The following is a 21,738-nucleotide window of genomic DNA, read 5'->3' as shown; positions in this document are numbered from 1 at the left end:
TTCTTCAGTATGGGAAGTAATAGGATATAGGCACTGCCGGACATGACCGGCACTGTTAATTTTGTATAGACGAATGTGGTAGTATGAGTCTCTACGAGGCGTCGTTTCGCGTCAAACACGAGTGTCCGTATCGAGAGATTTCGGAGCGACATCCAGATATCACGATTCGTGAGTGGTATCTGGATGACTGCCAGGTAATCGAGATTACTGCACCGGGGTCTCCGACTGACGACCTCCTCGACGAGATCGATCGCTTAGGGACGGTTCTTCACGAGTCAGTCGACGATACTGGGCTCCACGTCGTCACGCAATCATGCCTGTGTTCACTGGAAGACTCCATCATCGAGCGATTCGAAGCGCACAATTGCCTGTATCAGCCGCCCACAATTCATCGGCAGGGTTGGGAACACTACTCCGTGATTGCCTTCGACGAGAGCGATATCAGAGAGCTTCTTCACGAGTTGGAAGCTGACCGCGACATCGAGGTGCTCTCGAAGACGGCGATTACAGCACAGCGAATCCCGCACAGCATGTTGGCTCCGGTCGACCAGTTGTTCGAGGATGTGACCGAACGACAGATGGCGGCGCTTCGGTTGGCATTGGAGAGTGGCTACTACGAACAACCCCGGAAGACGTCGCTCAGGGAGTTGGCCGACAAGACGGCCGTCGCTCGCTCGACGTACGAAGAGCACCTCCGGAAGGCCGAGAACAAAATCCTCACGAGCGCGGGGCAGTTTTTGCGACTGGTCACGGCGACATCGACGGCAGATCCATTAGAGGTCGAAAAGACTCGCCAAGCTGAGCGGGCTGCCGACTAACCGAACGTCATCACGCCGGGCAGAGTTTCAGTTAGTCAATTGTGAGTACCTTATCAGCACCCTTTTGATTTAATAACAACTAGATTACTGGATGGGCTACTTTGTCTCCCCCTATGAACGATGTAGCGAGCCACGTATCATAGCAGACGAAGGATCAGAACTTGCCCACTCCGAACAGGGACAATAACGTGTTCGTGGGTGCCAACCCAACAAGGGCCCCGATGAATCGACCGTCGGTGAACGCCCGACGATGTCGCACGAATGGATTTGGTGGGATTCGAATTAAGTCACTTAGACATCGGTCGTCAGCAACGCACTCATACCTTCCTCCGAACTAAACAGGCGTATGCGTGAACTCGTCTTCGCCCTCGAATACGCCCCGGGAACCAATGCAGTCGCTGACATCCTCGGTGCCAATCCGGAGACCACGATTCGCTCGCTCTCGTGCCATGTTTCGTCTGACCACCTCTGGCGCGTCGACCACGTGACAGGCGGCGACGAAGCACTCAGTGACCTCACCAACACTGTCGCAGACGCCGAATACTACACTGACTGTCTGGCTCGACGTGACTGTGAGGCCGACTGGGAAACCGACATCCTCGACCGTAGTGACGACGCACTCGTTCTTTACTCATACTGGACGCGGACGCCTTCCTGTACCTCCATCCCGCACCTCGCGCTCGATCACTTCGGTGACGGCCTTATTTTCCAGACGACGTGGGTTGGCCACCGCTACGAGTGGCGGATTATCGCCCCCAATGACACTACCTATCACGCGTTTCGCAACGCCATTGAGGCCGAAATCGACGACACCACCGGTGTCACCTTCGTCCGGGTCGGGGACGCTGAAGAGACGACGCCCGACGACAGCAGCGCGGCACTCACCGGAGAGCAAGACGCCGCCGTGCGGGCCGCCGTCGACCATGGCTACTACGAAACACCCCGCGAAATCGAGACCTACGAACTGGCAGAGCGACTCGGAATCCCCGGGTCAACGTTGTCCTATCGACTCCGCCGCGCCGAAGCAAAACTGGCGGAAGCCTACGTCTCCGAACGCAACCCGTCAGCAGCTCCCCCCTCCTCAAACATCTGACTAAGTTTGGTACGTACCAAACTAAGCGGCTTATCTATGGGAGTCGTCCGTACATCCAATGGGAACGAATACACCCGGTTCGGACGATGTATCCCCCCGAACCGTAACTCTCGACGTGCCGGGGATGGACTGTCCCTCTTGCGCCGAGAAGATTGTCAACAGCGTCTCGAAGCTCGACGGAGTAATCTCTGTTGAACCACAGGTGATGACCGGCACCGTCCGCATCGAGTATCTTCCCGAGACGGTCGACGTGGATGCCCTCGTCGAACGCGTGCAAGCCGCTGGCTACAACGTCGAGTCACGTGACGACCTCCATACCGAGCGGTTTGACGTCCCGACGATGGACTGCGCCTCCTGTGCCGGGAAGATTGAAAATGCGCTCGACGGCGTCGCTGGTATCCGAGAACGTGAGACTCTGCCGACGACTGGCACGGTCATCGTCACCTACGCCCCCGGCCAGAGTTCGCGTGCCGACCTCGTCGCGGCTATCGAGCGGGCAGGCTATACCGTGGAGGAGACCGGGGAAGAAGTGGAAGAAGAAGACCTCGTCAAGGAGCGTCAGTTACGAGACGTCTGGTTGAGTCCGCGTGCGCTGAAGACATGGCTCGGTGGCGGCCTCTTACTCACGGGGCTCGCCATCGAGTTCCTCCTGTCGGGGTTCGACGTGACACTCGTCGCACTTCTCGGACGGGAGTTCGGAACCGCCGAGTTGTTCTACTTTGCCGGCGCGGTAATCAGCGGGGAGGAGATCCTCCGAAACGGTTACTACTCCGCTCGCACGCGCTCGCTGGACATCGACCTGCTGATGAGCCTCGGCATCCTCGGTGCAATCACTGCGAGCGTCGTCTTCGGTGAGGCACTCTACCTCGAAGCCGGGATGCTCGCCGTCCTGTTCAGCGTTGCTGAGCTGATGGAGGAGTACGCGATGGACCGCGCTCGCTCCTCGCTCCGTGAGTTGATGGACCTCTCGCCGACGACCGCAACCGTCCGCCGCGATGGTAAGGAAACGACCGTCCCGGTCGAGCAGTTGTGCGTCGGTGACCGCGTCATCGTGCGGCCCGGCGATCGGGTTCCCGCCGACGGTACGGTCGTGGAAGGTGAGAGTGCGGTCAACCAGGCCCCCATCACCGGCGAGAGTGTCCCTGTGGATAAGACGGGCGGCGACGAGGTGTACGCCGGCACCATCAACGAGGAAGGCTACTTGGAAGTCGACGTAACGGCGGAGGCCGATGACAGCACGCTCGCCCGTATCATCGAACTCGTCGAAGACGCACAGCGGGATAAGACCGCCCACGAACAGTTTGTCGACCGCTTTGCCGGCCAGTACACGCCGTTCGTTGTCACGCTGGCCGTCCTCATCGCTGTGGTACCACCGTTGCTCATCAGCGAGAGCATCTCGCTCGGTGTCGGTGGCCAGACACTCGTGTTCGCCGGTGATTGGGCGACGTGGTTCAAGCGCGGACTAGCACTCCTCGTGCTCTCCTGCCCGTGTGCGCTGGTCATTCAGCACGCCTGTCAGCGTCGTCTCCGGAATCACGAGCGCCGCGAAGAACGGCGTGCTGATCAAGGGTGGGACGCACCTCGAGTCGGTCGGGACCGTCGGAGCGGTCGCGTTCGACAAAACGGGCACCCTCACACACGGTGAACTCACCGTCACCGACGTCGTCCCCGCCGGTGGCGAGTCCCGCGAGTCGGTGCTGTCCGTGGCGGCGAGTCTCGAAGCCCGCAGCGAACACCCGATCGCGGAAGCCATCGTCGAGGCCGCTGACGAGTGGGCAGTCGAGACGGACGACGTTTCGTCGTTCGAGAGTTTGACCGGGAAGGGCGTCCAAGCCGACCTGAACGGCGAGACGTACTTCGCCGGAAAGCCCGGGCTGTTCGAGGAGCTGGGACTCATTTTCGGTTCCGACCGTACCGTATCCGACGGCGGTGTCGCTGTGGGGGAATCCGGCGGCGACGATATCGCTGCGGCTACCGATGAGACAATTGAAGGGCTACAGGCTGATGGGAAGACGGTCATTCTCGTCGGCACCAGGAAGCGGATCTTGGGTGTCGTCGCGGTGGCCGACGAGACCCGGCCGGAAGCGAAGCGAACAGTCGAACGGCTCCACGACCTCGGCGTCGAGCGGATTGTGATGCTGACCGGCGACAACGAGGTGACGGCGCGAGCGGTCGGCGAGATGGCCGGCGTTGACGAAGTGCGGGCCGAGTTGCTCCCCGAGGACAAGGCCGAGACGGTGGCCGCACTCGACGAGGAGTTCGGCGGGGTGATGATGGTCGGCGACGGGGTCAACGACGCGCCAGCGCTCGCGACGGCGACGGTCGGTGTCGCGATGGGCGCGGCGGGGACCGACACGGCGGTCGAATCGGCGGATGTCGCGCTGATGGGCGACGAGCTGTCGAAGCTTCCGTATCTCTACGCGCTGTCGGGGAAGGCCAACGGGGTCATCCGCGAGAACATCTGGGCGAGCATCGGTGTGAAGGCACTGCTGGCTGTCGGTGTGCCGTTCGGGCTGGTCAACGTCGCGATTGCCGTCGTCGTTGGCGACATGGGAATGAGCCTCGGAGTGACGACGAACGCACTTCGGCTGGCGAGACTCAAACCCGACAGTTTCGAGTGACGGTATCGATCAGTACGATATTCCACTTTCACACCCGTCTACCACGGTATCTACACCGATGAAGACGCCCAAGTAACATAGGCAAACTTTATCTTTAGACGTATCAAATTCTTCTTTTATGGTGTCCCCTAAGGTCGAAGACTATCTGAAGACCATTTACGATCTTCAGGACCACGATACGCGGGTCGCACCGTCAGCGATTGCGACCGCGATGGGGGTCAAACCACCAACTGTGACGACGATGTTACAGCGGATGCACGACGATGGGTTCGTCGACTACGAACCGTATCAGGGGGCCCGTCTCACCGCTCGTGGCGAACAGCGGGCTCTCACAGTAGTCCGCCACCACCGACTCCTCGAACTGTTTTTGACCGAGCAGCTCGGGTACGACTGGTCGGACGTTCACGACGAAGCCGACGCGCTCGAACACTACGTCAGTGAGAAACTCGAAGCACGACTCGAGACCGTTCTGGAAAACCCGACGGTCGACCCACACGGTGCCCCCATTCCGACTGGGGACCTCACGGTGCAGCGTGACTCACGTCACCAGTCGGTCGCAGAGTGCAAAACGGGGGATATTGCCGCCGTATCCGAAGTCCGAGACAGCAACCCGGCTGTGTTAGACTACCTGTCGACGGCTGGGGTGGCGCTCGGAACGCGCCTGGAAGTGACCGAGATCGCTCCGTTCGGGATGGTTACACTCGAAGTGATCGAGACCCGCGAGCAGTTCTCGCTTCCCACAGAGATCGCGGCGGACGTCTTTGTCTCACCGTGTAACAACCGTTCAAACAGCGAAACCGGGCAGTTTAGCGAGGTACGTTAGATGCCATCATTACCATATTCACGAGCAGCAGAGCTCACAGAGCAGTTAGAGCATAGATTAGTTGACTCTCTTGAATCGGATTTCAAGACCACTCGCCGGGCAGTCCTCGGTGGAATCGGCTTGGCAGGGAGTGCCGCTCTCATGGGGACTGGACGGGCGGACAGCGAGGGTCACGGCCATAGCGGCGATTCCCATGGAAACTTCGGTGCAGTCGGTGAGTACAGCGATCTGGATTTCGACCCCCACGAGTATCTCTATCAGTTCAACACGGGTCGCGGCGAGCAGGAGAACGTCCCACAGGACATCTACGAGGAGAACGGCCGGACAGTTCGTGAGTTCACGTTCCAAGCTGTCGACACCACGGTCACCATCGCCCCGGGCATCGAGTTCCCGGCGTGGGCTTACAACGGTCAGGTACCCGGCCCGACGATTCGCGCCGTGGAGGGTGACCTGATACGTGTGAAGTTCGAGAATCTCGGACGACACGCCCACACCATCCACCCGCACCTCCGGAACCTCAACCCGAACATGGACGGGATTCCGACCAACGGACCGGGTGTCCTCAACACCGGTGAATCGTTCACCTACGAGTGGATAGCCCAACCCGCAGGTGTCCACTTCTACCACTGCCACTCGCTCCCACTCAAAGAACACATCCACCGGGGATTGTACGGGGCAATCATCATCGACCCCGACCCGGAGCGTGTTGCCGAAAAGCCAGAGGAGTACTGTGAGTTCCACCGCTCACAGATTACCGACGAACTCCGCGCGGACCTCGTCGCAGAGGCGAAGACCCGGAACCACGAGCACGCCGAGAACGACGCCGTCAACGAGATGGTGATGGTGATGAACGGCTTCGACACCAACTTCGACGGCGGAAACGAAGTGTACGCAGCCAATACGCGAGCATTCGCCTACGGTGTTGGCGAGACTGACGGCCGAGGGAACTGGAAAGCTGGTGAGACCAAGCGACCGATCCAGATCGATGGCCAGCAACGCCAGCGGGTGTATCTCATCAACGCGATCGAGTTCGACCTCATCAACTCGTTCCACACCCACTCGCAGTTCTTCGACTACTACGACCACGGAACGACGCTGCTGCCGACGAACAAGACCGTCGACACAGTCATGCAATGTCAGGCACAGCGCGGCATCATTGAACTGGACTATTCGAATCACGATCCGGGACTGTACATGTTCCACGCCCACCAGTCAGAATTCGCTGAACTTGGCTGGATGAGCTTCTTTGAGGTGGTCTAAATGAACAAACCAAACACGGATGGCGGCACGACTGTGAACCAAACTGAACGCCCGCTGGGACTCCCCAAGTGGGCTGCAGCACTGCTCCCAATTCTTCTGCTCGCACTCATCGCAGGGGGATTCTTCGCGGCGACACCACTCGCGTCTCTCGACAACGGTGGTGCGCCACTCCCCGACGTGTCGGTCACGCACACGACCTTGCCGAACGACGAGACAGTTGTCCTCCACGTCACGAACAACGGACCGCGTGAAGTGACCATCTCACAGGTCCTCGTCGACGATGCCTACTGGAATTTCGAGGTGCAAGGTGCAGGTGGCGATACCACACTCGCACCGCGTGAGAGCGCACAGGTCGTCATCCCGTATCACTGGAACCCCGGTTGGGACCTCGAAACCGCGCTCATCCTCTCGGACGGCGCTACGGTCCACCACACCATCGTGGCCCCGAGCCAGTCGCCGGGTCTGACGGGTGACCTCTTGCTGACGATGGCCATCATCGGCCTGTTCGTCGGGGTCATCCCCGTCGCGCTCGGGATGCTGTGGTTCCCGTTCCTCCAGTCGATGAGCGACCGGTGGCTCCACGCCATCCTCGCCTTCTCGGCGGGTATCCTCGCGTTCCTCGCCATCGACGCCGGGTTCGAGGCGTTCGAACTCGGCGAACAGGTTCCGGGCGCGTTCGAGGGAACCGCCCTCGTCGCGCTGGGAATAATCGGTGCACTCCTGGCCGTACAAGCCGTCAGTGCATGGCGGAAAGGTCGAGCCGCTGCCGGCGACGCTCGCGCACAGAGCGGTCTGTGGGTCGCCTACCTCGTCGCACTCGGCATCGGTCTGCACAACCTCGCCGAAGGACTGGCCATCGGGAGTTCGTTCGCACTCGGTCAAGTCTCGCTCGGGGCGTTCCTCGTTGTCGGCTTCATGCTCCACAACGTGACCGAAGGACCGGCCGTCGTCGCACCCGTGGCTCGCGGCGAACGCCCGAGCGTCCTGCACTTCCTCGCGCTCGGCTTCATCGCAGGCGCACCGGTAATCCTCGGCGGCTGGCTCGGGAGCCTCGCGTTCTCACCGACGCTCGGAGCGTTCTTCCTCGCCATCGGCGTGGGTGCAATCCTGCAGGTCATCTGGGAGCTGTGGGGAATGATGAGCCGGAACGGACGCGCAGCGTCGGCGCTGAACCTCGTCACGTTCCTCGTTGGCCTCGTCGTGATGTACGCCACCGACCTCTTCGTCGCACTCTAATCCCCTCCGGCCATTACTCACACAACCTATGAACCGACGTCAGGTACTTCGACTCTGTGGCGCAACACTCGCAGTGACGGCTTCTGCGGGCTGTTCGGCCACCGGTGGATCGGACGGCGTGAAACGCGTCTCGATGAACGATGACTTCGAATTCGACCCGAAGCGGTCCACGATTAACGCTGGCACCACCGTGAGATGGACGAACGACAGCGACATCGGACACACAGTGACCGCTTACGAGGGGCGGATTCCGTCCGACGCGGCGTACTTCGCCAGTGGTGGTTTCGAATCGGAACGAGCTGCGCGAAACGACGTCAGCGGTGGACTGATCGCTTCAGGAGAGACGTACGAACACACCTTCCAAAACGCTGGAACCTACGAGTACGTGTGTATACCACACGAGAGTTCCGGGATGACGGGCACTGTCGTCGTCAAGTAATCCGTTTGGTTTGGTCGCAACGACGTTCCTTTTCTTGAGAGATACCTGAATCAGTCAGATAGTACGCCTCAGGGGACATTATCGACGTATGCGGGAAATAAGACGATTTATTGTATTGTCTGTAACTGTGTACTCATCCGACCGCACGCAGTCGTGCGGTCGAGCGAACGATGACGTGCAGACGCTACTAGAGGAAATCATCCCCGCAAACTATCAGCTAGAGTCTCAGCTACTCATCCCATGCGGAACTGAAGCAAGAACCGTTTTGTCGCCGGAGAACGAACGACGACTGTGCCTTCCCGACACGCTTCTGAGACACCGAACAGCGGCGATGGCTCTACACGCGAACGGGATGGGAGTCTCCTTCGGTCGCTCGTTGTCTCAGTCCTCTTGGCAGCGGTCGGTATCGTTGTCGGATTCGGTCTCGTTCTCGTCGCCGGTCTGGTGCTGCGAGTCGCCGGGATCGAGATCACGCCTGTACTGAGTATAGTTTTATCGTTGGTCCTCGCGACAGGGATCGGATTCGGTGGGGTCGCCCTCCTCTACATCCGGTATCGAGAGTACGACTTTTCGTACGTCGGGTTTCGTGTCCCCACACTCCGCGAGCTCGCCTATACGGCCGTCGGGTACGTGGCTGCGCTATCGCTTGGGCTCTCGGCAACAGCCGCAATTTCGCTTACGGGCGTCGAAGCGGGGACGAACAACGCCGCGCAACTCGGAATGGAGAACCCGGAAGTGCTACTGCTCCTGATTCCTGCGTCGTTTCTGCTCATCGGTCCCGGAGAGGAACTGCTCTATCGGGGCGTCGTGCAGAACCGTCTTCGGGAGCGATTGCCGGCCGTGGCGGCGATTCCGCTCGCGAGCCTCATCTTCGCATCGATCCATTACTTCTCGCTCTCCGGGTCACCGTCCGCCAGGTTGGTCAGTATCTCGCTGTTAGTCCTACCGACGCTCGTTTTCGGGGCTGTCTACGAGCTTTCGGACAACATCGTCGTTCCCGCACTCACCCACGGCGCCTATAACGCGACGCTGTTCTCGTTGCTGTATATCGCTCTCCAGTTCTCTCAAATGGCGTAGTACATCGCCTTTCTGCCGTTGAATTCCGACCTCGGGTTACAGTGTACTCGGGTTAGTCAGACGGTGATTCCGACGATTCGGCGGGTGGAGTCGATTTTTCGAGACGGAATCGGCTGTATCCGACTCCGAGGAGTAGAAGGACGAGACTGAGCACTCCGGCGATAGCGATAGATTGGCCCCGAATCGTCGTTCCAGCCTGCTCTCGTAGGACTAGTACAGCTCCGATTCCGACAAGCGCGATTCCCTGAGCGCCGATCGACCGAGCAGGACGAGTGACGTATCCCGATTCGGCGAAAATCCCGGCGACCGATCCAACGAATAGCAACAGACCCCCGACTGAAACCGGCCGGAGCGCGAATAAGACGCCCACTTCGGACAGAACCAATCCGAAGGCGATGAACATCGGCCACGGACTCGACCCGGTTTTCAAAGACTCCGTTCCTGACTCCTCACTCATTTCGATGTACCTTCGGGTTGGTTCGGATCGTGAGTTCGTTCCTGTTCGTTCGCCCGAGACAGGCGGTCCAGTGATTGCCGCTCGTTCGCGCTGCCATCATCGAACAGTTACCGGCCACGCACAATAAACTGGCTACCAGCTGAGCTGATTGTCTTATTAAATCCGAGCAGACTAGTGCCGATACATCGGTAGCATTTAGGATCGGATGTGATTCCGCCTAGTAGCTCACGGATGTGGCGCTGACACATCGAGTCCCACAGTTCAATTCTCTGATTCGACCGTTTCTTTGAGATACTCTATTTCTTTCCTCGTATGTTGGTAATCTTTCTCGACCCCCGTCTAGAACGTTTTTAAAACTCCATTCGATGAGGCTTCCGAAAACCGTCTCTGGGAACGATGCCCACACGTACGCCGTCAGGTTCGTCCCCTCCCCAGTCGGTTCGAGTTTCCAAGAAACTCCTTCATTGACGGAGATGTGTAGGCCGTGATACCGATATCTGGCGTTTGAGGCTTCCCACGTGATCAGTTCCGGAGGTCTGAACTCGGTTATCTCGCCCACGGCGACCCCCGGAAGTCCTGCAATTTGCTCTCTCACTCGTATTCTGGTACCTTCTCGAAGTTCTTCGTCGTCAGATAGAATCGCCAGTGATTCGTGTTCCGGGTTCGATGGTACCCACCAGTCTTCGATCTCGATCAGGTACTTCCAGACTGTTCCGGGGGGAGCCTCGATTCCGATAGTCGGTTCAATCTCGAACATTACAGGTACGACGCTGGGATACCGTATCCGTGGTGTGGGGAAGCTCCGGATTCAATCGTCCGATCGATCTCGAACTCGACTTCACCAGACCAGACTTTGTCTCCGTGGACCGGTATCATATCAACCGAACGGCGAACCCACTCAACACTAACAACAGCACGATTCCGAGTAAGGCGTAGAGTAAGGCATGCTTTTCTTTCATGAACGTGCTTCGGAGCGGAACGTAAAATGGGTGTCCATCTTCCAGAAGAGGAGAGGGTGAATCACCAGAGAGATTCGCTAGTTACTTGTAGAAGAGATGTCTGCGTCTCGGTATGGCCATCGAGGACATCCTAACGCCAGTTATACTCGTACTGCTGTTCGGTCTGGTCGGTCTCTACGTCAGCAATCCGACGACGGAAGGGTCGGCGCCGATCATCGGGTCGGCCCTGATCGGAGCGATGGTCGTCCTGCAGATAGTACAACTCATCATAGCCGGTCGTCGCTCAGCGGCAGAGAGGGAGTCTCGCAGGACGCCATAGCGTGATCTTTCAAATCAACGGCTTTGTTGAAATCCTATTGGTTCAACACCTATCCCGCTGAAACAGCTGTTAGGTAGGCGTGCATAGTTATCAGCGGCTATCAGAAAGGCCGGTTCATTAACACTACTCCGAGGTTGTGAGTGATATGGCGGGTACTATCAAGCCGTCGTCGCTATCATGCGTAGCCGTCTCCTCCGATAATGTACAATTCCGTCCAATACGTATCCCCATCGTAGCCGACGAGGTACTCCCCGGAGAGTGTCGAGTCGTCTGCCTCCCGATCGACGCGCTCGGCCTTGGGTTGCTCTGAGAACTGGTCTGTGAGTTGGTCGAATTCCTCTGGCGGCTCCCCCTCCTCGACTTGATACTCGTCATCGTCCGCCGTTGCCTCTGAAATGATCGCCTCTTGGTCTTCGGAGAGCCCCGAGAGCGAAAACTCGTGGTTGTCACGGAAGTCATGGCCGAACTCCTCCGCCGATTCATGCACTTGGTGGGCCATGTACTCGTAGGTGTTCACGTCCGTGTCGTCCGACCCCTCGATGGCAACTCGCCCGAACGTATCAGAATCCCATTTAATAACCGGGTGTTTGGGGTCCGGAACGAAGACGGACTCGACAATATCGTCTTCGAGATAGAGGAATGCCACATTCGTAAGCTCAAAGGTGCCGCCGTCGTCCCACCCATAGTCTTCGAGGTGCCTTTTGTCCACTTCGGGGAGGTCGTCGTACTCGATAATTTCCGCTTCGTCGATGTCGCCGTCATGCTCCTCGAATGCGACTCGGAACAATGTGGCGGGGACTGACTCGTCGATTTCATAGGGGAGTTCGTACACAGCGCCATCGTAGACGAAGGGCGTGTCCTCCGGGGCGGGTCGATTGGTGGCAGTCGTCGTCACTGTGCCATCGGCGATAACCTCCGCCGCAAACTCCCGCTCTGAGTGGTTAATTTCGTCATCAATGGGGAACGTGACGCGGCGTGCAATTTCCAGGTCCGTCACGGGATCCATGTTAAAGCTGACCGGTGGTTGCGTGCCTACATCGGGGCCGTTGTGTCCGTTCTCGGAATTCGGCTCCTCGGGACCTATTGCGGCGCATCCCGAAAGTGGAAACGTTAGCCCCGCGCCCAGCGAGACAAGGAGGGATCGTCGGCGCATGATAACAAATCCTGTTTCATCTGAAAATACTCTTTGGGTTGGTAAAATGTCCCTTTGACCGAGAGGGGGAACAGCGTCTTTGCTTGAGTCCCGATTCATCGAGAATGGCGGCATCCTCTTCTACTATATCTAACGTTAGCTCTGTTGAATTCCTCTCACCGTCTTGCGATTTGTTGAGAGACTAGCTTTCACTGTGATCCACGGAAACTAGCCAGAAAGAGCGCTCTCTCCAATGTCAACGCTGAAGGATTTCAACAGAGCCCTAACGTTCAGAGTATCTTGTCGATGTTGTGAGTGAGGCAGCCGACAACGAGTTCCCGGAACTGCTTCCACCAGTGTCGTGAGCGGACGAATGCACCGTACTTGCGTTTGAGTCGAGAGTTCACCGTCTCGTTCTGACTACGCTGCCCGTAGAGATCGGCATCCAGCCGAGCGTTCCATGCCTTGTGGAGCGACGAAAATTCGCGGTGCTTGATGAGAGGACGAACGCCGTTTTCACGGGCTAATGAGCGAACCTTCTGGTCGTCATATCCCTTGTCGCCGAGGAGAACCGCTACTTCCCCGGTATTCCGTTTGATGAGCGATGGTGCGATTTGCGAGTCGTGTTTTCGTGTCGTCGTCACGTGTAAGTCAATAATTGCGTTCGATCTCGTGTCTACGAGGAGCGTGACTTTTAACTGCTGAATCATCAACTTCGTTCGCTTGGTGTAGTGTTTTGAGGCGTGACTGCGGTCAAAGCCGGAGGCATCGATCCCGACGACACCGTTGGTCGGGAGGAGTGTGACCGAGAGGTTGAGCAGGACGCGCCAAACCGCCATATCGAGCCGGTTGAACGCCTTACACAACGTCGAGGGAGAGGGGAGTTCCTCAAGATCAATAGCTCTCCGGCTCTGTTGAAATCCTTCAGCGTTGACATTGCGAAGAGCTACTCTGTCCACCGTATTTCGTCGATCCGGTTAGAAACTAGCCTCTCAGCAAATCGCAAGACGTGAAGAGGGTTTCAACAGAGCCAGCTCTCCTAATCCGAGGCATCTCGATAAGCTCGTCAAGCAACATCCGGTACGTCGTATTCTTCCGCACCTTGAGGCAGAGTAAGACGATGTGCTGGTGAAGTGTGTACCCGGCATTTCGAGAACTTCGATGAGTAGCGAGCGACAGCTCGTCGTGCCAAGTGAAATGCCTGCTCGACGAACCGGAGTAACCGCGACTTCGGGAGGGTCTGCATTCGCTCACACTACCGGACGTACCTGTAACTCCCTGAGGATTTCAACAGAGCCATATAATCCTATTTCCCGTATTGGTCATGATTACGCCGGTAATCACGACCACTTTGAAGTACCCCGACGCCGTCCGGTAAGCACGAATGCTGCAATCGGCTCAGAACGGCGCTTCCCCCTGGGTAGAGCCGCCGAGACCGGGCTTCGAGTTTGGTGAGGTTCCAGTCAGCTACGTCGAAGAACGAGTGGAATCCAACAGTTCGATATAGAACGAAGGCCCTCAACATATATGGAGATAGAGCGTGAACGATAACGTATGACCGAAGACGAATCGAACTCCAAGGGTCTGATGGAGCGCCAGACCACGGGTGAAGACCGAGTAAGGATGGCCGCCCGGCAGCTGTCAGAGCCCAGGACGGCAAACTGGATCGCCTCCGAAGCGGGCTGGTCACACGAGCCGACCAAGCGCGTCCTCGAACGACTCGTCGACGATGGTATCCTCCACCGTGACGAGAGCGGGACGCACACGACGTACTACCCCGATTACCGCCGTCAGGCGATGCAGGAGGCGATGCGCCTCCGGGATAGTGGGCACACTGTCGAGGAACTCACGGACCGGCTCGCCGATATGAAGGCACAAATCCGTGGCTGGGAGGACGAATTCGACGTCGAGACACCGAATCAGCTTCGCGGAACGCTCGCCGAGGAGGGTCTCGACGCCGACGAAGAAGACCGCCGGCGTGAGATTGCCCGCGAGTGGGAACACCTCCAGCGACGCATCGACATCGTCGGGTTCGCCATCCGCGAATGGGACTTCCTCACTCCAACGAACGAGCCTGCCGAGGCCAGTAGCTGACGGATGTCGGTCCCGCATCCCGGTGGCGACCCGAACGCAAACCTCTACGCCCAGCTGAAGCGGGACGTTCTCGACCGCGTGCCCCAGATTACGACGGTGGAGTTCGTTCCTGACGATATCGAGGCCAAGCAGCTGCGGGCCCGTTTTGATCCCGCCCGCCTTGACCCTTCGACAGGGCCTGAGTCGCCGGAACTGTCCATCAAGTGGTATCGACAGGACCCCCACGATTGGTTCCGTATCAACTACACCGACCCGAACACGGGATTTCACGCTGGCTGGCACCAGGACGAAGACCATCCAGATCTCGGACGAACGCATTTCCAGTACTCAGCTGCCGATGAGGAAGATCGCTGGGGAATCACGTTCGAACACGAGACCCCCTCGTTGATCCTCTGGGAGATCATCGAATCGCTCCTCGAGGATGTCCGTCCGAACTACCAGTACGGGAACGAGGACTCATGACATCACGAGAACGTGCCGATCGGTCGCTCGCGAACTCCTTCGAACGGTATCTCCAGGACAAGGGGAAGGGTCGTGGTGGCGACGGCGGGAACTATCGACGGAACGCAGCGCGTGAGCTGGAGCGGTTTGCTGAGTGGGCCGCCGGCGACCGCGGCGACGACGACTGGACCGGGATCGTCTCCGACGACGTCGACGACGACCCCACCTTTGAGGACCTCGACGAACGTGTCTTCCGGGAGTACGCCCGGCATCTCAGTGGAGATCGCGGACTCAAGCAGAATACCGTACAAACCTATTATCGCTATATCTCTGCGTGGTGCGGCTGGTGCGTCAACGAGGGGTATCTCGAAGCACACTACGCCCAGCGGGCGAGCGCGATGGCACCGCTCCCCGAGGACGACGGCCGCAAGCCCGGCGACCAGCAGGCTTGGACGTCCGAGCAGCGCCACGCCCTCACCCGCCACGTCGACGAACGGGCCCGCGACGCCGTCGAGACGTACACGACACTCCCCGAGGATACTGACCCCCTCGACAAGCAGCGAGCGCGCTACGCGGCGCTGAAGGTGGCCCGAGACCGCGCCCTCGTGTTCGTTCTCGCATACACAGCTGTCCGTGTCGGGGAACTGCTCCGAGACCCGAATGATCCGCGCCGGCGTGGGGTCCGGTGGGAGGACATTTCGCTCGACGACGGTAGTATGGACGTCTACCGAAAGAAACAGCAGTGGGACGCCGCGAGCCTCCCCGATCCGGTGATTTCGCCGCTTCGGAGCTACCGCCAGCTGATGGACCCACCGACGGAGCGCTGGCCGGTGTTCCCGACGTTCGACCAACGGACGCTCGCAGGGCTCGTCCAGGAAGAGCTAGCCGAACGAGGAGAACGCCCGGAGGCAATTGCTGAGCGCCGGGAGGAGTACGCTCGCGACCTCCTGCTGGCGCTTGATGAGGATATTCGGCCGCCATCGATCACGACGGACGGCGCACGGTCGATTCTCCAACGGCTCTCGGAGGCCACAGAGATCGATATCGACCATCCAAAACACGATTATCTTGCTCCGCACGGTGGTCGACGTGGAATGGGGGAGGTACTGGTCAGAGCGTTCGGGTATACAGTCGCGGCCCGGTATCTCGATAACTCCGAAGAGATGGTTCGAGAGCGCTACTCACATATCGAGGCTGGAGAACTTGGTGATGTCGCCACTGAGGCGCTCGAGGAGATCGATAGTATACCGGAGTAACCTTTTTTCGAGTGTGGGGGTGGACCGACGTGGTCACACCGCTTCGACGGTGAACAGTGAATCGTCGTTGAGGACGACCTGTACCCGGTGGTGCCAGGCGTCAGCGAACGCCTCCCGCTGTTGATTGCTTGCTGACCCATCGAGTATTTCTTGGAGATTCCCGATAGCGGGGCCGCCGTCGGGAACGTCGCCAACATGGTAGGTCACTTCAACAGTCTCGTCCGTGTCGGTTCGCCGGAACCGGAACGTCGGCGCCGCCGTATCCGGATCGAATGCGTCGAAGTGCAGGAGATTTCGGCGGCCGCCGTAGCCGCCGGCGAGCCCCCCGAAGCCGTCGTCTTCGGTCGCACCGGTCACGTACGAGATGATGCGGCTCATCACGCCGTATGCGGCATCGTCCCGCGGGCCGGCTGCCTGGACTTCGATTTCGCTTCGGATTGGATATTCGTCGGGATAGAGGGCGTCGACCCCGAGCTGGACGATCCGGTAGGCGCCCGAGGCAGTCGGACAGGAGTGACCGGCCTCTTTCACTGCGTCGGTGTAGGTGACGACGAACGGATCGCCTGGTGTGAGGACGCCGAGGGCCTCCGCGACGGGGTCGCGGATTTCGATCGGGTCGCCGTCGTAGTCGACCTGCCAGTCGGTGCTAGTGTGCGTCGCGTCAGTCCCCGGTGAATTTGTTGTCATTGGTTGTGGTGGTTAGTGTCGGAGCAGTCGCATCCCGTTGAGGATGACGAGCAGAACGCTGGCCTCGTGGACCAGCATCCCACCGGCGAGCGTAACGTAGCTCGTGAGCACGCCCGCGAGCAGGACAGTCACGGTCAGCACCGCGAGCCCGACGTTCTCGAGGACGTTCCAGCGCGTCGCCTTGCTCAGTTTGACCGCATACGGGATGCGTTCGAGGTCGTCGGCCATCAGCGCCATGTCCGCCGTCTCGATGGCGGTGTCCGTGCCGGCAGCACCCATCGCGATACCGACGTCGGCGGTCGCCAGCGACGGCGCGTCGTTGATGCCATCGCCGACCATCGCGACGACGTGGCCGTCGGTCTGGTAGGCCTCGATGACCGTCTGTTTGTCCTCGGGAAGCAGTTCGGCGCGGTACTTGTCGATGCCCACTTCCCCTGCGACGGCACTTGCTGTCCGCTCGTTGTCGCCGGTGAGCATCACCGTCTCGATGCTGGCATCCTGAAGCGCCGCTACGACGCCAGGAGCGGCCTCTCGAAGTTCGTCTCGCATGGCGATCACGCCGATGACGCTGCCATCTCGCACGACGTGGACGACCGTCTCACCGCGTTCCTCGCGGCCACGGACGTACTCGGCGACGTGATTCGGGATGTCGATGCTGCGGTCGTCGAGCAGCGCCCGGTTCCCAACGACGACCTCGTGGCCGTCCGTATGGGCGACGACCCCCTTGCCGGCGACCACGTCGAAGTCATCCGGATCCGGAACCGACCGGTGTTCGGCGCTCGCGGCATCGGAATGGGCGACCGTAGTTCCGCCATCGGTTGCGGCAGTCTGACGGTCGCGCGCTGCGTCGACGATGGCGTCGGCGAGGTGGTGTTCGCTTTTCTTCTCGGCAGTCGCCGCGAGCGAGATTACCTCGTCGTCGTCGACGCCGAACCCCTCAACGTCCGCGACGGTGGTCTCACCTTTCGTGAGGGTGCCGGTCTTATCGAAGGCAACAAGGTCGATCTTGCCGGCACGTTCGAGGTGTTCGCCACCCTTCATCAGGACTCCCGATCGGGCGGCGTTCCCGATGGCCGAGACGATGCTGACCGGGGGTCCGATGACCAGCGCGCCCGGACAGCCGATGACCAGCAAGGTCAGCGACAGGATCGCGTTCTGCGTGACCGCGTACGCGCCGATTGCGAGCACGATGACGGCCGGGGTGTAGTACTTCGCGAAGCGGTCGATGAGACTCTCCGTGGGCGACTGGGCCTCCTGGGCCTCCTCGACGCGGCGGATGATGCGTTCGAGCGTCGTATCCGAGCCCGCACCCGTCGTCCTGACCTCCAGTGCGCCTTCCTGGTTGACCGTCCCCGCGTAGACTTCGTCACCGTCGGTCTTGTGAACGGGCGCACTCTCGCCGGTGACCGGGGCCTGATTGACGGCACTCTCGCCGTCGACGACGCTCCCATCGACCGGAATCTTCCCGCCCGGCTTCACGAGGACAACTTCACCCTCCTCGACGTCGCGGGCAGGTACTTTTTGGAGGTCTCCGTCGCGTCGGACGGTCGCCGTGTCGGGCGTCATCTCCAGAAGTTCCTGGAGGGCCGTCCGGGTCTTCCGCATCGTCCGGCCTTCTAGGTAGCTGCCGAGACTGAACAGGAAGACGACGGCGGCAGCTTCCCAGTATTCGCCGATGACGATGGCACCAATGGCCGCCAAGGTCACGAGCGTCTTGATGCCGAGCGTCCGGTTGGTGACCTCGTAGTAGGCGGTCTTGGCGATGTCGTAGCCGCCGATGATCGCCGCGAGGATGAGAATACCGGCACTCGCTGTATCGAAGCCGGTGAAGTGGCCGAGGCTCCAGCCGCCACCGTAGAGCAGGCCGCTGGCCGCCGTGACGATGGCTTTCCGGTTCTTCCGGTAGTACTGTGTGATCGTTTGTGCGTTCATTGATCTAGGCGGGCTGGGGCGTGTAGCCCTGGTTTTCGATGGCCTGTGCGAAGGCGTCGGGGTCAGCGACGTCGTCGTCGTACTCGATCTCGACTCGGCCGGTCGTGTAGTGGACTTCCACATTCTGGACGCCGTCGACGTTCGAGAGGGCGCGTTCAACGGTGCTCGCGCATGTCGGGCAGTCGAAGTCCATCACACGGAGTTGGGTTGTTTCGTTCATCACAGTTCTACGTAGCACCCGGACCGCCATATATATTTTTTAGATGATATGTTTGAATAGGGATACTGGTCGTTGGAACAGTCCAATAGGTCGTTTAGGGCTTCGATTTGATCCGACCACAGGCCAGTCGTCCGGTCGAAGCGCTCGACAGCAGTGTTCGCCGCTACCTTTTCCCGCACGTGTCTCGCAGTCCCATTATGAGCAGTTCCGGTGCCGATCAACAGCTCGACGACATCGCGATCAGGGATACCCGCGTCTCGGACGCCATCGACGAACCGATGCGGGCGATGATCCTCGACATACTGGCCGATGAGGCACGGACGGCCGGCGAGGTTCACGACCGACTTACCGAGCGAGGGATCGAGCGGACCGAAAACACCGTTCGGCACCACATTAACGAACTCCGCGATTCCGGGCTCGTAGACGTCGTCCGCTTCGAGGAGGGGCGTGGCGGCACGACGAAGTACTACCACGCGAACACGATCGTCCTCTCGTACTCCCTGCCCGACACCGCTGATGCCGCCGTGGAGGAGATGACCGACGCTATCCAGCCGCAGGTCACGGAGGCACTGAACCATCTCACAGGGGAGTACGAGGAATCGATCGAGGAGATCACAACGGAGATGCAGCCGTGCGATCACTGTCGGAACCAGAAGTACGAGACGTACGTCCTGCTGACCGTCCTGCGGCGAGCGTTCGTCCGCGCTCAGCGGGAATCGTAAGCGAAGACGGGACCACCACGGCGGCGATATCCGCTATCTCGGTCTTCGGAGAGATGATTTCGTACGGAAGATTAGCGTACTGGAATTGACGCTGTGGACGGCCGTTAGTCGTCGTCCTCCGCCATCACCCGATTGGGAATCGTCCCCTCTTCCAGGGACTCCGCCGGGTCCGAGACGTCCCGCAGCGTGAACCGCTTTTTCACCATGTCGTAGGCGAACACGAGCGCCGAGATGAGTTCGCTCGCGACCTCCTGCTGGCACTTGAAGAGGACATCCGACCGCCGTCAATCACGACAGATGGGGCACGGTCAATTCTGCAACGCCTCTCTGAAAACGGAGAGATCGACATCGACCACCCGAAACACGACTATCTCGCTCCTCACGGTGGTCGACGAGGCATGGGAGTGGTCCTCGTCAGAGCGTTCGGCTACACGGTTGCAGCTCGATATCTCGACAACTCGGAGGAAATGGTTCACGAGCGGTACTCACATATTGAGGCTGGGGAACTCGGGGATGTGGCGACTGAGGCCCTCCAAGATGTGGATCGTATCGTCGATTAATGCCGTTGGGAGCCGTAGCCCGCTAGTGAGCTGCCGGGAACTGCGTTGTTCTCATCATCTGGGTGGGATTTATCTGACTCTTTGCAAAACAATTGACTATGTCCTCGCGTGCAGATCGCGCTCTCCTCGCGACCGTCATCGCGGATGTCAGCTTAATCGTCGGATATATCGTGAGTGCCCTCCGTCCCGACTACCGCGTGTGGCCGATCGGTGAGCATTCGTGGAGGTGGTGGTTCAATTGGTCTGCACTCTCGGTCGTGTTTGCTGGGTTCCCTGTGCTGGCTACACTTGACCGCGATCCGTTCGTGTTCGATAGTCTTCGAAGCAAGCTTGCTGGAGGTGTTATCGCAACGCTTGGGATGGGATTTGCCCTTTCCGCGCTCTTCGAACTCGGATGGATGGAGAGCAGCGGGCGAGAAGGTGAGCTCCGTACTGACGGCATTTATGAGTACACCCGAAATCCGCAGAGTGTGGGATTCATCCCGTTCGTCGTCGGCACAATTCTCGCGACGAACTCGTGGAAACTCGCCATCCACGGCATATTGACCATCGTCATCTACGTATTGTTCCCGTACGCTGAAGAGCCATGGCTGCGTGACCAATACGGCGAGACCTATGTCGAATACTGTGAACAGACGCCTCGATTCTTCAGCCTGGAGTCGCTGAAAGATCTCCTTCGCTCGTAGGGACCGTTAGTGTATGGAGAGATCTATCCTCGACGTGAGAAATCTGGCCTCCCAATACCGGGAAAGCTCTCAGCTGGTTAGAAGATGCCCAGGATGAACCCGAATCCCATAACGATGAGAATTGTGGCGGTGAACGCTGGCAGGTATTCTGCGTAGTCTTCGAGGCGGTCTTCGTATCGCTGGTAACCAGCCACGAGTACCAGCGTCACACCGACGAGTGACGTGATGACGGCCAGCGAGTAGAGGAGCATCAGCTCGAGACAATAGGTCGAACCGGTGCAAATCGCGATGATATCGAACTCCTCGTTGTGCGTGAACCCGAGGGCGAACGCGAGAGCTGCCATTCCGTAGAGCCCACGATCTGCCGTCTCATCGATGTGATCGTGGGAATGTGAATGGTCGGAGTGGCCCACGAACGGAACTATTCGCCGGACTCGAGCAATCCATCCTTGGCTCTCGTCGCCGTGGTCGTGATGGTGGTCGGAGGCGTGAGAATCGTTGTGACTGTGATGGGTGTGATCGTGGTCGTGGCCCTCGTGAGCGTGATCATTGTGGTCGTGATGGCCACTGTGGTCGTCACCGTGATCCGGGGCAGCATGGTCGTGTCCATTGAAGTATTGCCAGATCCCGAGGGCGATGAGTAACGTCCCGGCGACGTAGTTCATCCAGGGAATCTGGGTGAGGCCGAAATACGAGAGTGCCCAGAAGTACACGAGCACCATCGCGATGCTACTGATGAGATGTCCGATACCGAGAATGAGGCTCGATGCGGCCGCGTAGAACCATTTGTTCGGCTTGTCGAGCGCGTAACTCGCCGCGATCGCCCATCCGTGGCCCGGGGCGAGTCCGTGAGTGAGACCGAGAGCACTTGCCCCGAGTGCGAGTCCGAGAACTCCGTTCGCCATA

General features: G+C 59.3%; 19 protein-coding genes and 3 pseudogenes. 15 read left to right on the top strand and 7 right to left on the bottom strand.

Going from position 1 to position 21,738, the window contains the following annotated elements:
• Window positions 1-83 precede the first annotated feature (83 nt).
• The 8 genes and pseudogenes from DEQ92_RS24555 to DEQ92_RS19400 all read left to right on the top strand — a co-directional run bounded on the left by DEQ92_RS24555 (window position 84) and on the right by DEQ92_RS19400 (window position 9,367).
• Window positions 84-818 (top strand): helix-turn-helix domain-containing protein, encoded by a 735-nt coding sequence (locus DEQ92_RS24555; protein ID WP_115821422.1) that lies wholly within the window; start codon window positions 84-86, stop codon window positions 816-818.
• A 346-nt stretch (window positions 819-1,164) separates the two neighbouring features.
• Window positions 1,165-1,911, top strand: a complete 747-nt coding sequence (locus DEQ92_RS19435) for a helix-turn-helix domain-containing protein (protein ID WP_115821420.1) — start codon at window positions 1,165-1,167, stop codon at window positions 1,909-1,911.
• 58 nt (window positions 1,912-1,969) lie between these two features.
• Window positions 1,970-4,532: pseudogene (locus DEQ92_RS19425) on the top strand (heavy metal translocating P-type ATPase).
• Between the two features lie 118 nt (window positions 4,533-4,650).
• Window positions 4,651-5,355, top strand: a complete 705-nt coding sequence (locus DEQ92_RS19420; protein ID WP_115821418.1) for a metal-dependent transcriptional regulator — start codon at window positions 4,651-4,653, stop codon at window positions 5,353-5,355.
• On the top strand, window positions 5,356-6,615 hold the full coding sequence (locus tag DEQ92_RS19415) for a multicopper oxidase domain-containing protein (protein ID WP_115821416.1): 1,260 nt from the start codon (window positions 5,356-5,358) through the stop codon (window positions 6,613-6,615).
• Window positions 6,616-7,851, top strand: a complete 1,236-nt coding sequence (locus tag DEQ92_RS19410; protein ID WP_115821414.1) for a ZIP family metal transporter — start codon at window positions 6,616-6,618, stop codon at window positions 7,849-7,851. It abuts the gene before it with no gap.
• Window positions 7,852-7,879: 28 nt separating this feature from the next.
• Window positions 7,880-8,290, top strand: a complete 411-nt coding sequence (locus DEQ92_RS19405) for a plastocyanin/azurin family copper-binding protein (RefSeq protein WP_115821412.1) — start codon at window positions 7,880-7,882, stop codon at window positions 8,288-8,290.
• 291 nt (window positions 8,291-8,581) lie between these two features.
• Window positions 8,582-9,367: a CPBP family intramembrane glutamic endopeptidase gene (locus tag DEQ92_RS19400; RefSeq protein WP_115821410.1), complete on the top strand. Its 786-nt coding sequence runs from the start codon at window positions 8,582-8,584 to the stop codon at window positions 9,365-9,367.
• Between the two features lie 674 nt (window positions 9,368-10,041).
• Here the strand turns inward: DEQ92_RS19400 and DEQ92_RS19390 are convergent.
• Window positions 10,042-10,581 (bottom strand): SRPBCC family protein, encoded by a 540-nt coding sequence (locus tag DEQ92_RS19390; protein WP_115821406.1) that lies wholly within the window; start codon window positions 10,579-10,581, stop codon window positions 10,042-10,044.
• Between the two features lie 314 nt (window positions 10,582-10,895).
• On the opposite strand from DEQ92_RS19390, the gene DEQ92_RS19385 reads away from it, so the two are divergent.
• On the top strand, window positions 10,896-11,102 hold the full coding sequence (locus DEQ92_RS19385; RefSeq protein ID WP_115821404.1) for a hypothetical protein: 207 nt from the start codon (window positions 10,896-10,898) through the stop codon (window positions 11,100-11,102).
• A gap of 175 nt (window positions 11,103-11,277) precedes the next feature.
• On the opposite strand, the gene DEQ92_RS19380 is transcribed toward DEQ92_RS19385, so the two are convergent.
• A complete protein-coding gene (locus DEQ92_RS19380; RefSeq protein WP_147299507.1) occupies window positions 11,278-12,255 on the bottom strand; it encodes a hypothetical protein in 978 nt (325 codons plus the stop codon).
• A gap of 269 nt (window positions 12,256-12,524) precedes the next feature.
• A pseudogene (locus tag DEQ92_RS24550) lies at window positions 12,525-13,480 on the bottom strand (IS5 family transposase).
• A 308-nt stretch (window positions 13,481-13,788) separates the two neighbouring features.
• Here DEQ92_RS24550 and DEQ92_RS19365 point away from each other — a divergent pair.
• Genes DEQ92_RS19365 through DEQ92_RS19355 form a run of 3 tightly spaced genes read left to right on the top strand, consistent with a single transcriptional unit; the run spans window position 13,789 to window position 16,025 of the window.
• On the top strand, window positions 13,789-14,328 hold the full coding sequence (locus tag DEQ92_RS19365) for a hypothetical protein (protein WP_115821400.1): 540 nt from the start codon (window positions 13,789-13,791) through the stop codon (window positions 14,326-14,328).
• A gap of 3 nt (window positions 14,329-14,331) precedes the next feature.
• A complete protein-coding gene (locus DEQ92_RS19360; RefSeq protein WP_115821398.1) occupies window positions 14,332-14,790 on the top strand; it encodes a hypothetical protein in 459 nt (152 codons plus the stop codon).
• Window positions 14,787-16,025, top strand: a complete 1,239-nt coding sequence (locus tag DEQ92_RS19355) for a phage integrase SAM-like domain-containing protein (RefSeq protein WP_115821396.1) — start codon at window positions 14,787-14,789, stop codon at window positions 16,023-16,025. Before DEQ92_RS19360 ends, DEQ92_RS19355 begins: the two co-directional genes overlap by 4 nt.
• A gap of 33 nt (window positions 16,026-16,058) precedes the next feature.
• Here DEQ92_RS19355 and DEQ92_RS19350 read toward each other — a convergent pair whose 3' ends face one another.
• From DEQ92_RS19350 to DEQ92_RS19340, 3 genes are read right to left on the bottom strand one after another with little or no spacing between them, the layout of a single operon-like run.
• Window positions 16,059-16,712, bottom strand: a complete 654-nt coding sequence (locus DEQ92_RS19350) for a hypothetical protein (RefSeq protein WP_115821395.1) — start codon at window positions 16,710-16,712, stop codon at window positions 16,059-16,061.
• 12 nt (window positions 16,713-16,724) lie between these two features.
• Window positions 16,725-18,644, bottom strand: coding sequence for a cation-translocating P-type ATPase (locus DEQ92_RS19345; RefSeq protein WP_115821393.1), 1,920 nt, complete (start codon window positions 18,642-18,644; stop codon window positions 16,725-16,727).
• Window positions 18,645-18,648: 4 nt separating this feature from the next.
• Window positions 18,649-18,864, bottom strand: a complete 216-nt coding sequence (locus tag DEQ92_RS19340; RefSeq protein ID WP_089769846.1) for a heavy-metal-associated domain-containing protein — start codon at window positions 18,862-18,864, stop codon at window positions 18,649-18,651.
• Window positions 18,865-19,061: 197 nt separating this feature from the next.
• Here DEQ92_RS19340 and DEQ92_RS19335 point away from each other — a divergent pair, with 197 nt between their 5' ends.
• The 3 genes and pseudogenes from DEQ92_RS19335 to DEQ92_RS19325 all read left to right on the top strand — a co-directional run bounded on the left by DEQ92_RS19335 (window position 19,062) and on the right by DEQ92_RS19325 (window position 20,832).
• Window positions 19,062-19,586 (top strand): helix-turn-helix domain-containing protein, encoded by a 525-nt coding sequence (locus DEQ92_RS19335; protein ID WP_115821391.1) that lies wholly within the window; start codon window positions 19,062-19,064, stop codon window positions 19,584-19,586.
• Window positions 19,587-19,807: 221 nt separating this feature from the next.
• Window positions 19,808-20,146 (top strand): annotated as a pseudogene (locus tag DEQ92_RS19330) (site-specific integrase); the annotation flags it as partial.
• A 98-nt stretch (window positions 20,147-20,244) separates the two neighbouring features.
• A complete protein-coding gene (locus DEQ92_RS19325; protein WP_115821389.1) occupies window positions 20,245-20,832 on the top strand; it encodes an isoprenylcysteine carboxylmethyltransferase family protein in 588 nt (195 codons plus the stop codon).
• 77 nt (window positions 20,833-20,909) lie between these two features.
• Here the strand turns inward: DEQ92_RS19325 and DEQ92_RS19320 are convergent, their stop codons facing one another.
• On the bottom strand, window positions 20,910-21,737 hold the full coding sequence (locus tag DEQ92_RS19320; protein WP_115821387.1) for a hypothetical protein: 828 nt from the start codon (window positions 21,735-21,737) through the stop codon (window positions 20,910-20,912).
• Window position 21,738: the final 1 nt, after the last annotated feature.

Source organism: Haloferax sp. Atlit-6N, assembly GCF_003383195.1.
Taxonomy (GTDB): Archaea; Halobacteriota; Halobacteria; order Halobacteriales; family Haloferacaceae; genus Haloferax; species Haloferax gibbonsii.
This window is presented reverse-complemented; position numbering and strand designations above follow the sequence as displayed.

Bases quoted from the DNA above. Each gene is read 5' to 3' on its own strand.
- DEQ92_RS19415 (WP_115821416.1), top strand. From the start codon at position 5,356: ATGCCATCATTACCATATTCACGAGCAGCAGAGCTCACAGAGCAGTTA.
- DEQ92_RS19365 (WP_115821400.1), top strand. From the start codon at position 13,789: ATGACCGAAGACGAATCGAACTCCAAGGGTCTGATGGAGCGCCAGACC.
- DEQ92_RS19410 (WP_115821414.1), top strand. From the start codon at position 6,616: ATGAACAAACCAAACACGGATGGCGGCACGACTGTGAACCAAACTGAA.
- DEQ92_RS19380 (WP_147299507.1), bottom strand. From the start codon at position 12,255: ATGCGCCGACGATCCCTCCTTGTCTCGCTGGGCGCGGGGCTAACGTTT.
- DEQ92_RS19325 (WP_115821389.1), top strand. From the start codon at position 20,245: ATGTCCTCGCGTGCAGATCGCGCTCTCCTCGCGACCGTCATCGCGGAT.
- DEQ92_RS19405 (WP_115821412.1), top strand. From the start codon at position 7,880: ATGAACCGACGTCAGGTACTTCGACTCTGTGGCGCAACACTCGCAGTG.
- DEQ92_RS19435 (WP_115821420.1), top strand. From the start codon at position 1,165: ATGCGTGAACTCGTCTTCGCCCTCGAATACGCCCCGGGAACCAATGCA.
- DEQ92_RS19345 (WP_115821393.1), bottom strand. From the start codon at position 18,644: ATGAACGCACAAACGATCACACAGTACTACCGGAAGAACCGGAAAGCC.
- DEQ92_RS19340 (WP_089769846.1), bottom strand. From the start codon at position 18,864: ATGAACGAAACAACCCAACTCCGTGTGATGGACTTCGACTGCCCGACA.
- DEQ92_RS24555 (WP_115821422.1), top strand. From the start codon at position 84: ATGAGTCTCTACGAGGCGTCGTTTCGCGTCAAACACGAGTGTCCGTAT.
- DEQ92_RS19385 (WP_115821404.1), top strand. From the start codon at position 10,896: ATGGCCATCGAGGACATCCTAACGCCAGTTATACTCGTACTGCTGTTC.
- DEQ92_RS19335 (WP_115821391.1), top strand. From the start codon at position 19,062: ATGAGCAGTTCCGGTGCCGATCAACAGCTCGACGACATCGCGATCAGG.
- DEQ92_RS19390 (WP_115821406.1), bottom strand. From the start codon at position 10,581: ATGTTCGAGATTGAACCGACTATCGGAATCGAGGCTCCCCCCGGAACA.
- DEQ92_RS19420 (WP_115821418.1), top strand. From the start codon at position 4,651: ATGGTGTCCCCTAAGGTCGAAGACTATCTGAAGACCATTTACGATCTT.
- DEQ92_RS19360 (WP_115821398.1), top strand. From the start codon at position 14,332: ATGTCGGTCCCGCATCCCGGTGGCGACCCGAACGCAAACCTCTACGCC.
- DEQ92_RS19350 (WP_115821395.1), bottom strand. From the start codon at position 16,712: ATGACAACAAATTCACCGGGGACTGACGCGACGCACACTAGCACCGAC.
- DEQ92_RS19320 (WP_115821387.1), bottom strand. From the start codon at position 21,737: ATGGCGAACGGAGTTCTCGGACTCGCACTCGGGGCAAGTGCTCTCGGT.
- DEQ92_RS19355 (WP_115821396.1), top strand. From the start codon at position 14,787: ATGACATCACGAGAACGTGCCGATCGGTCGCTCGCGAACTCCTTCGAA.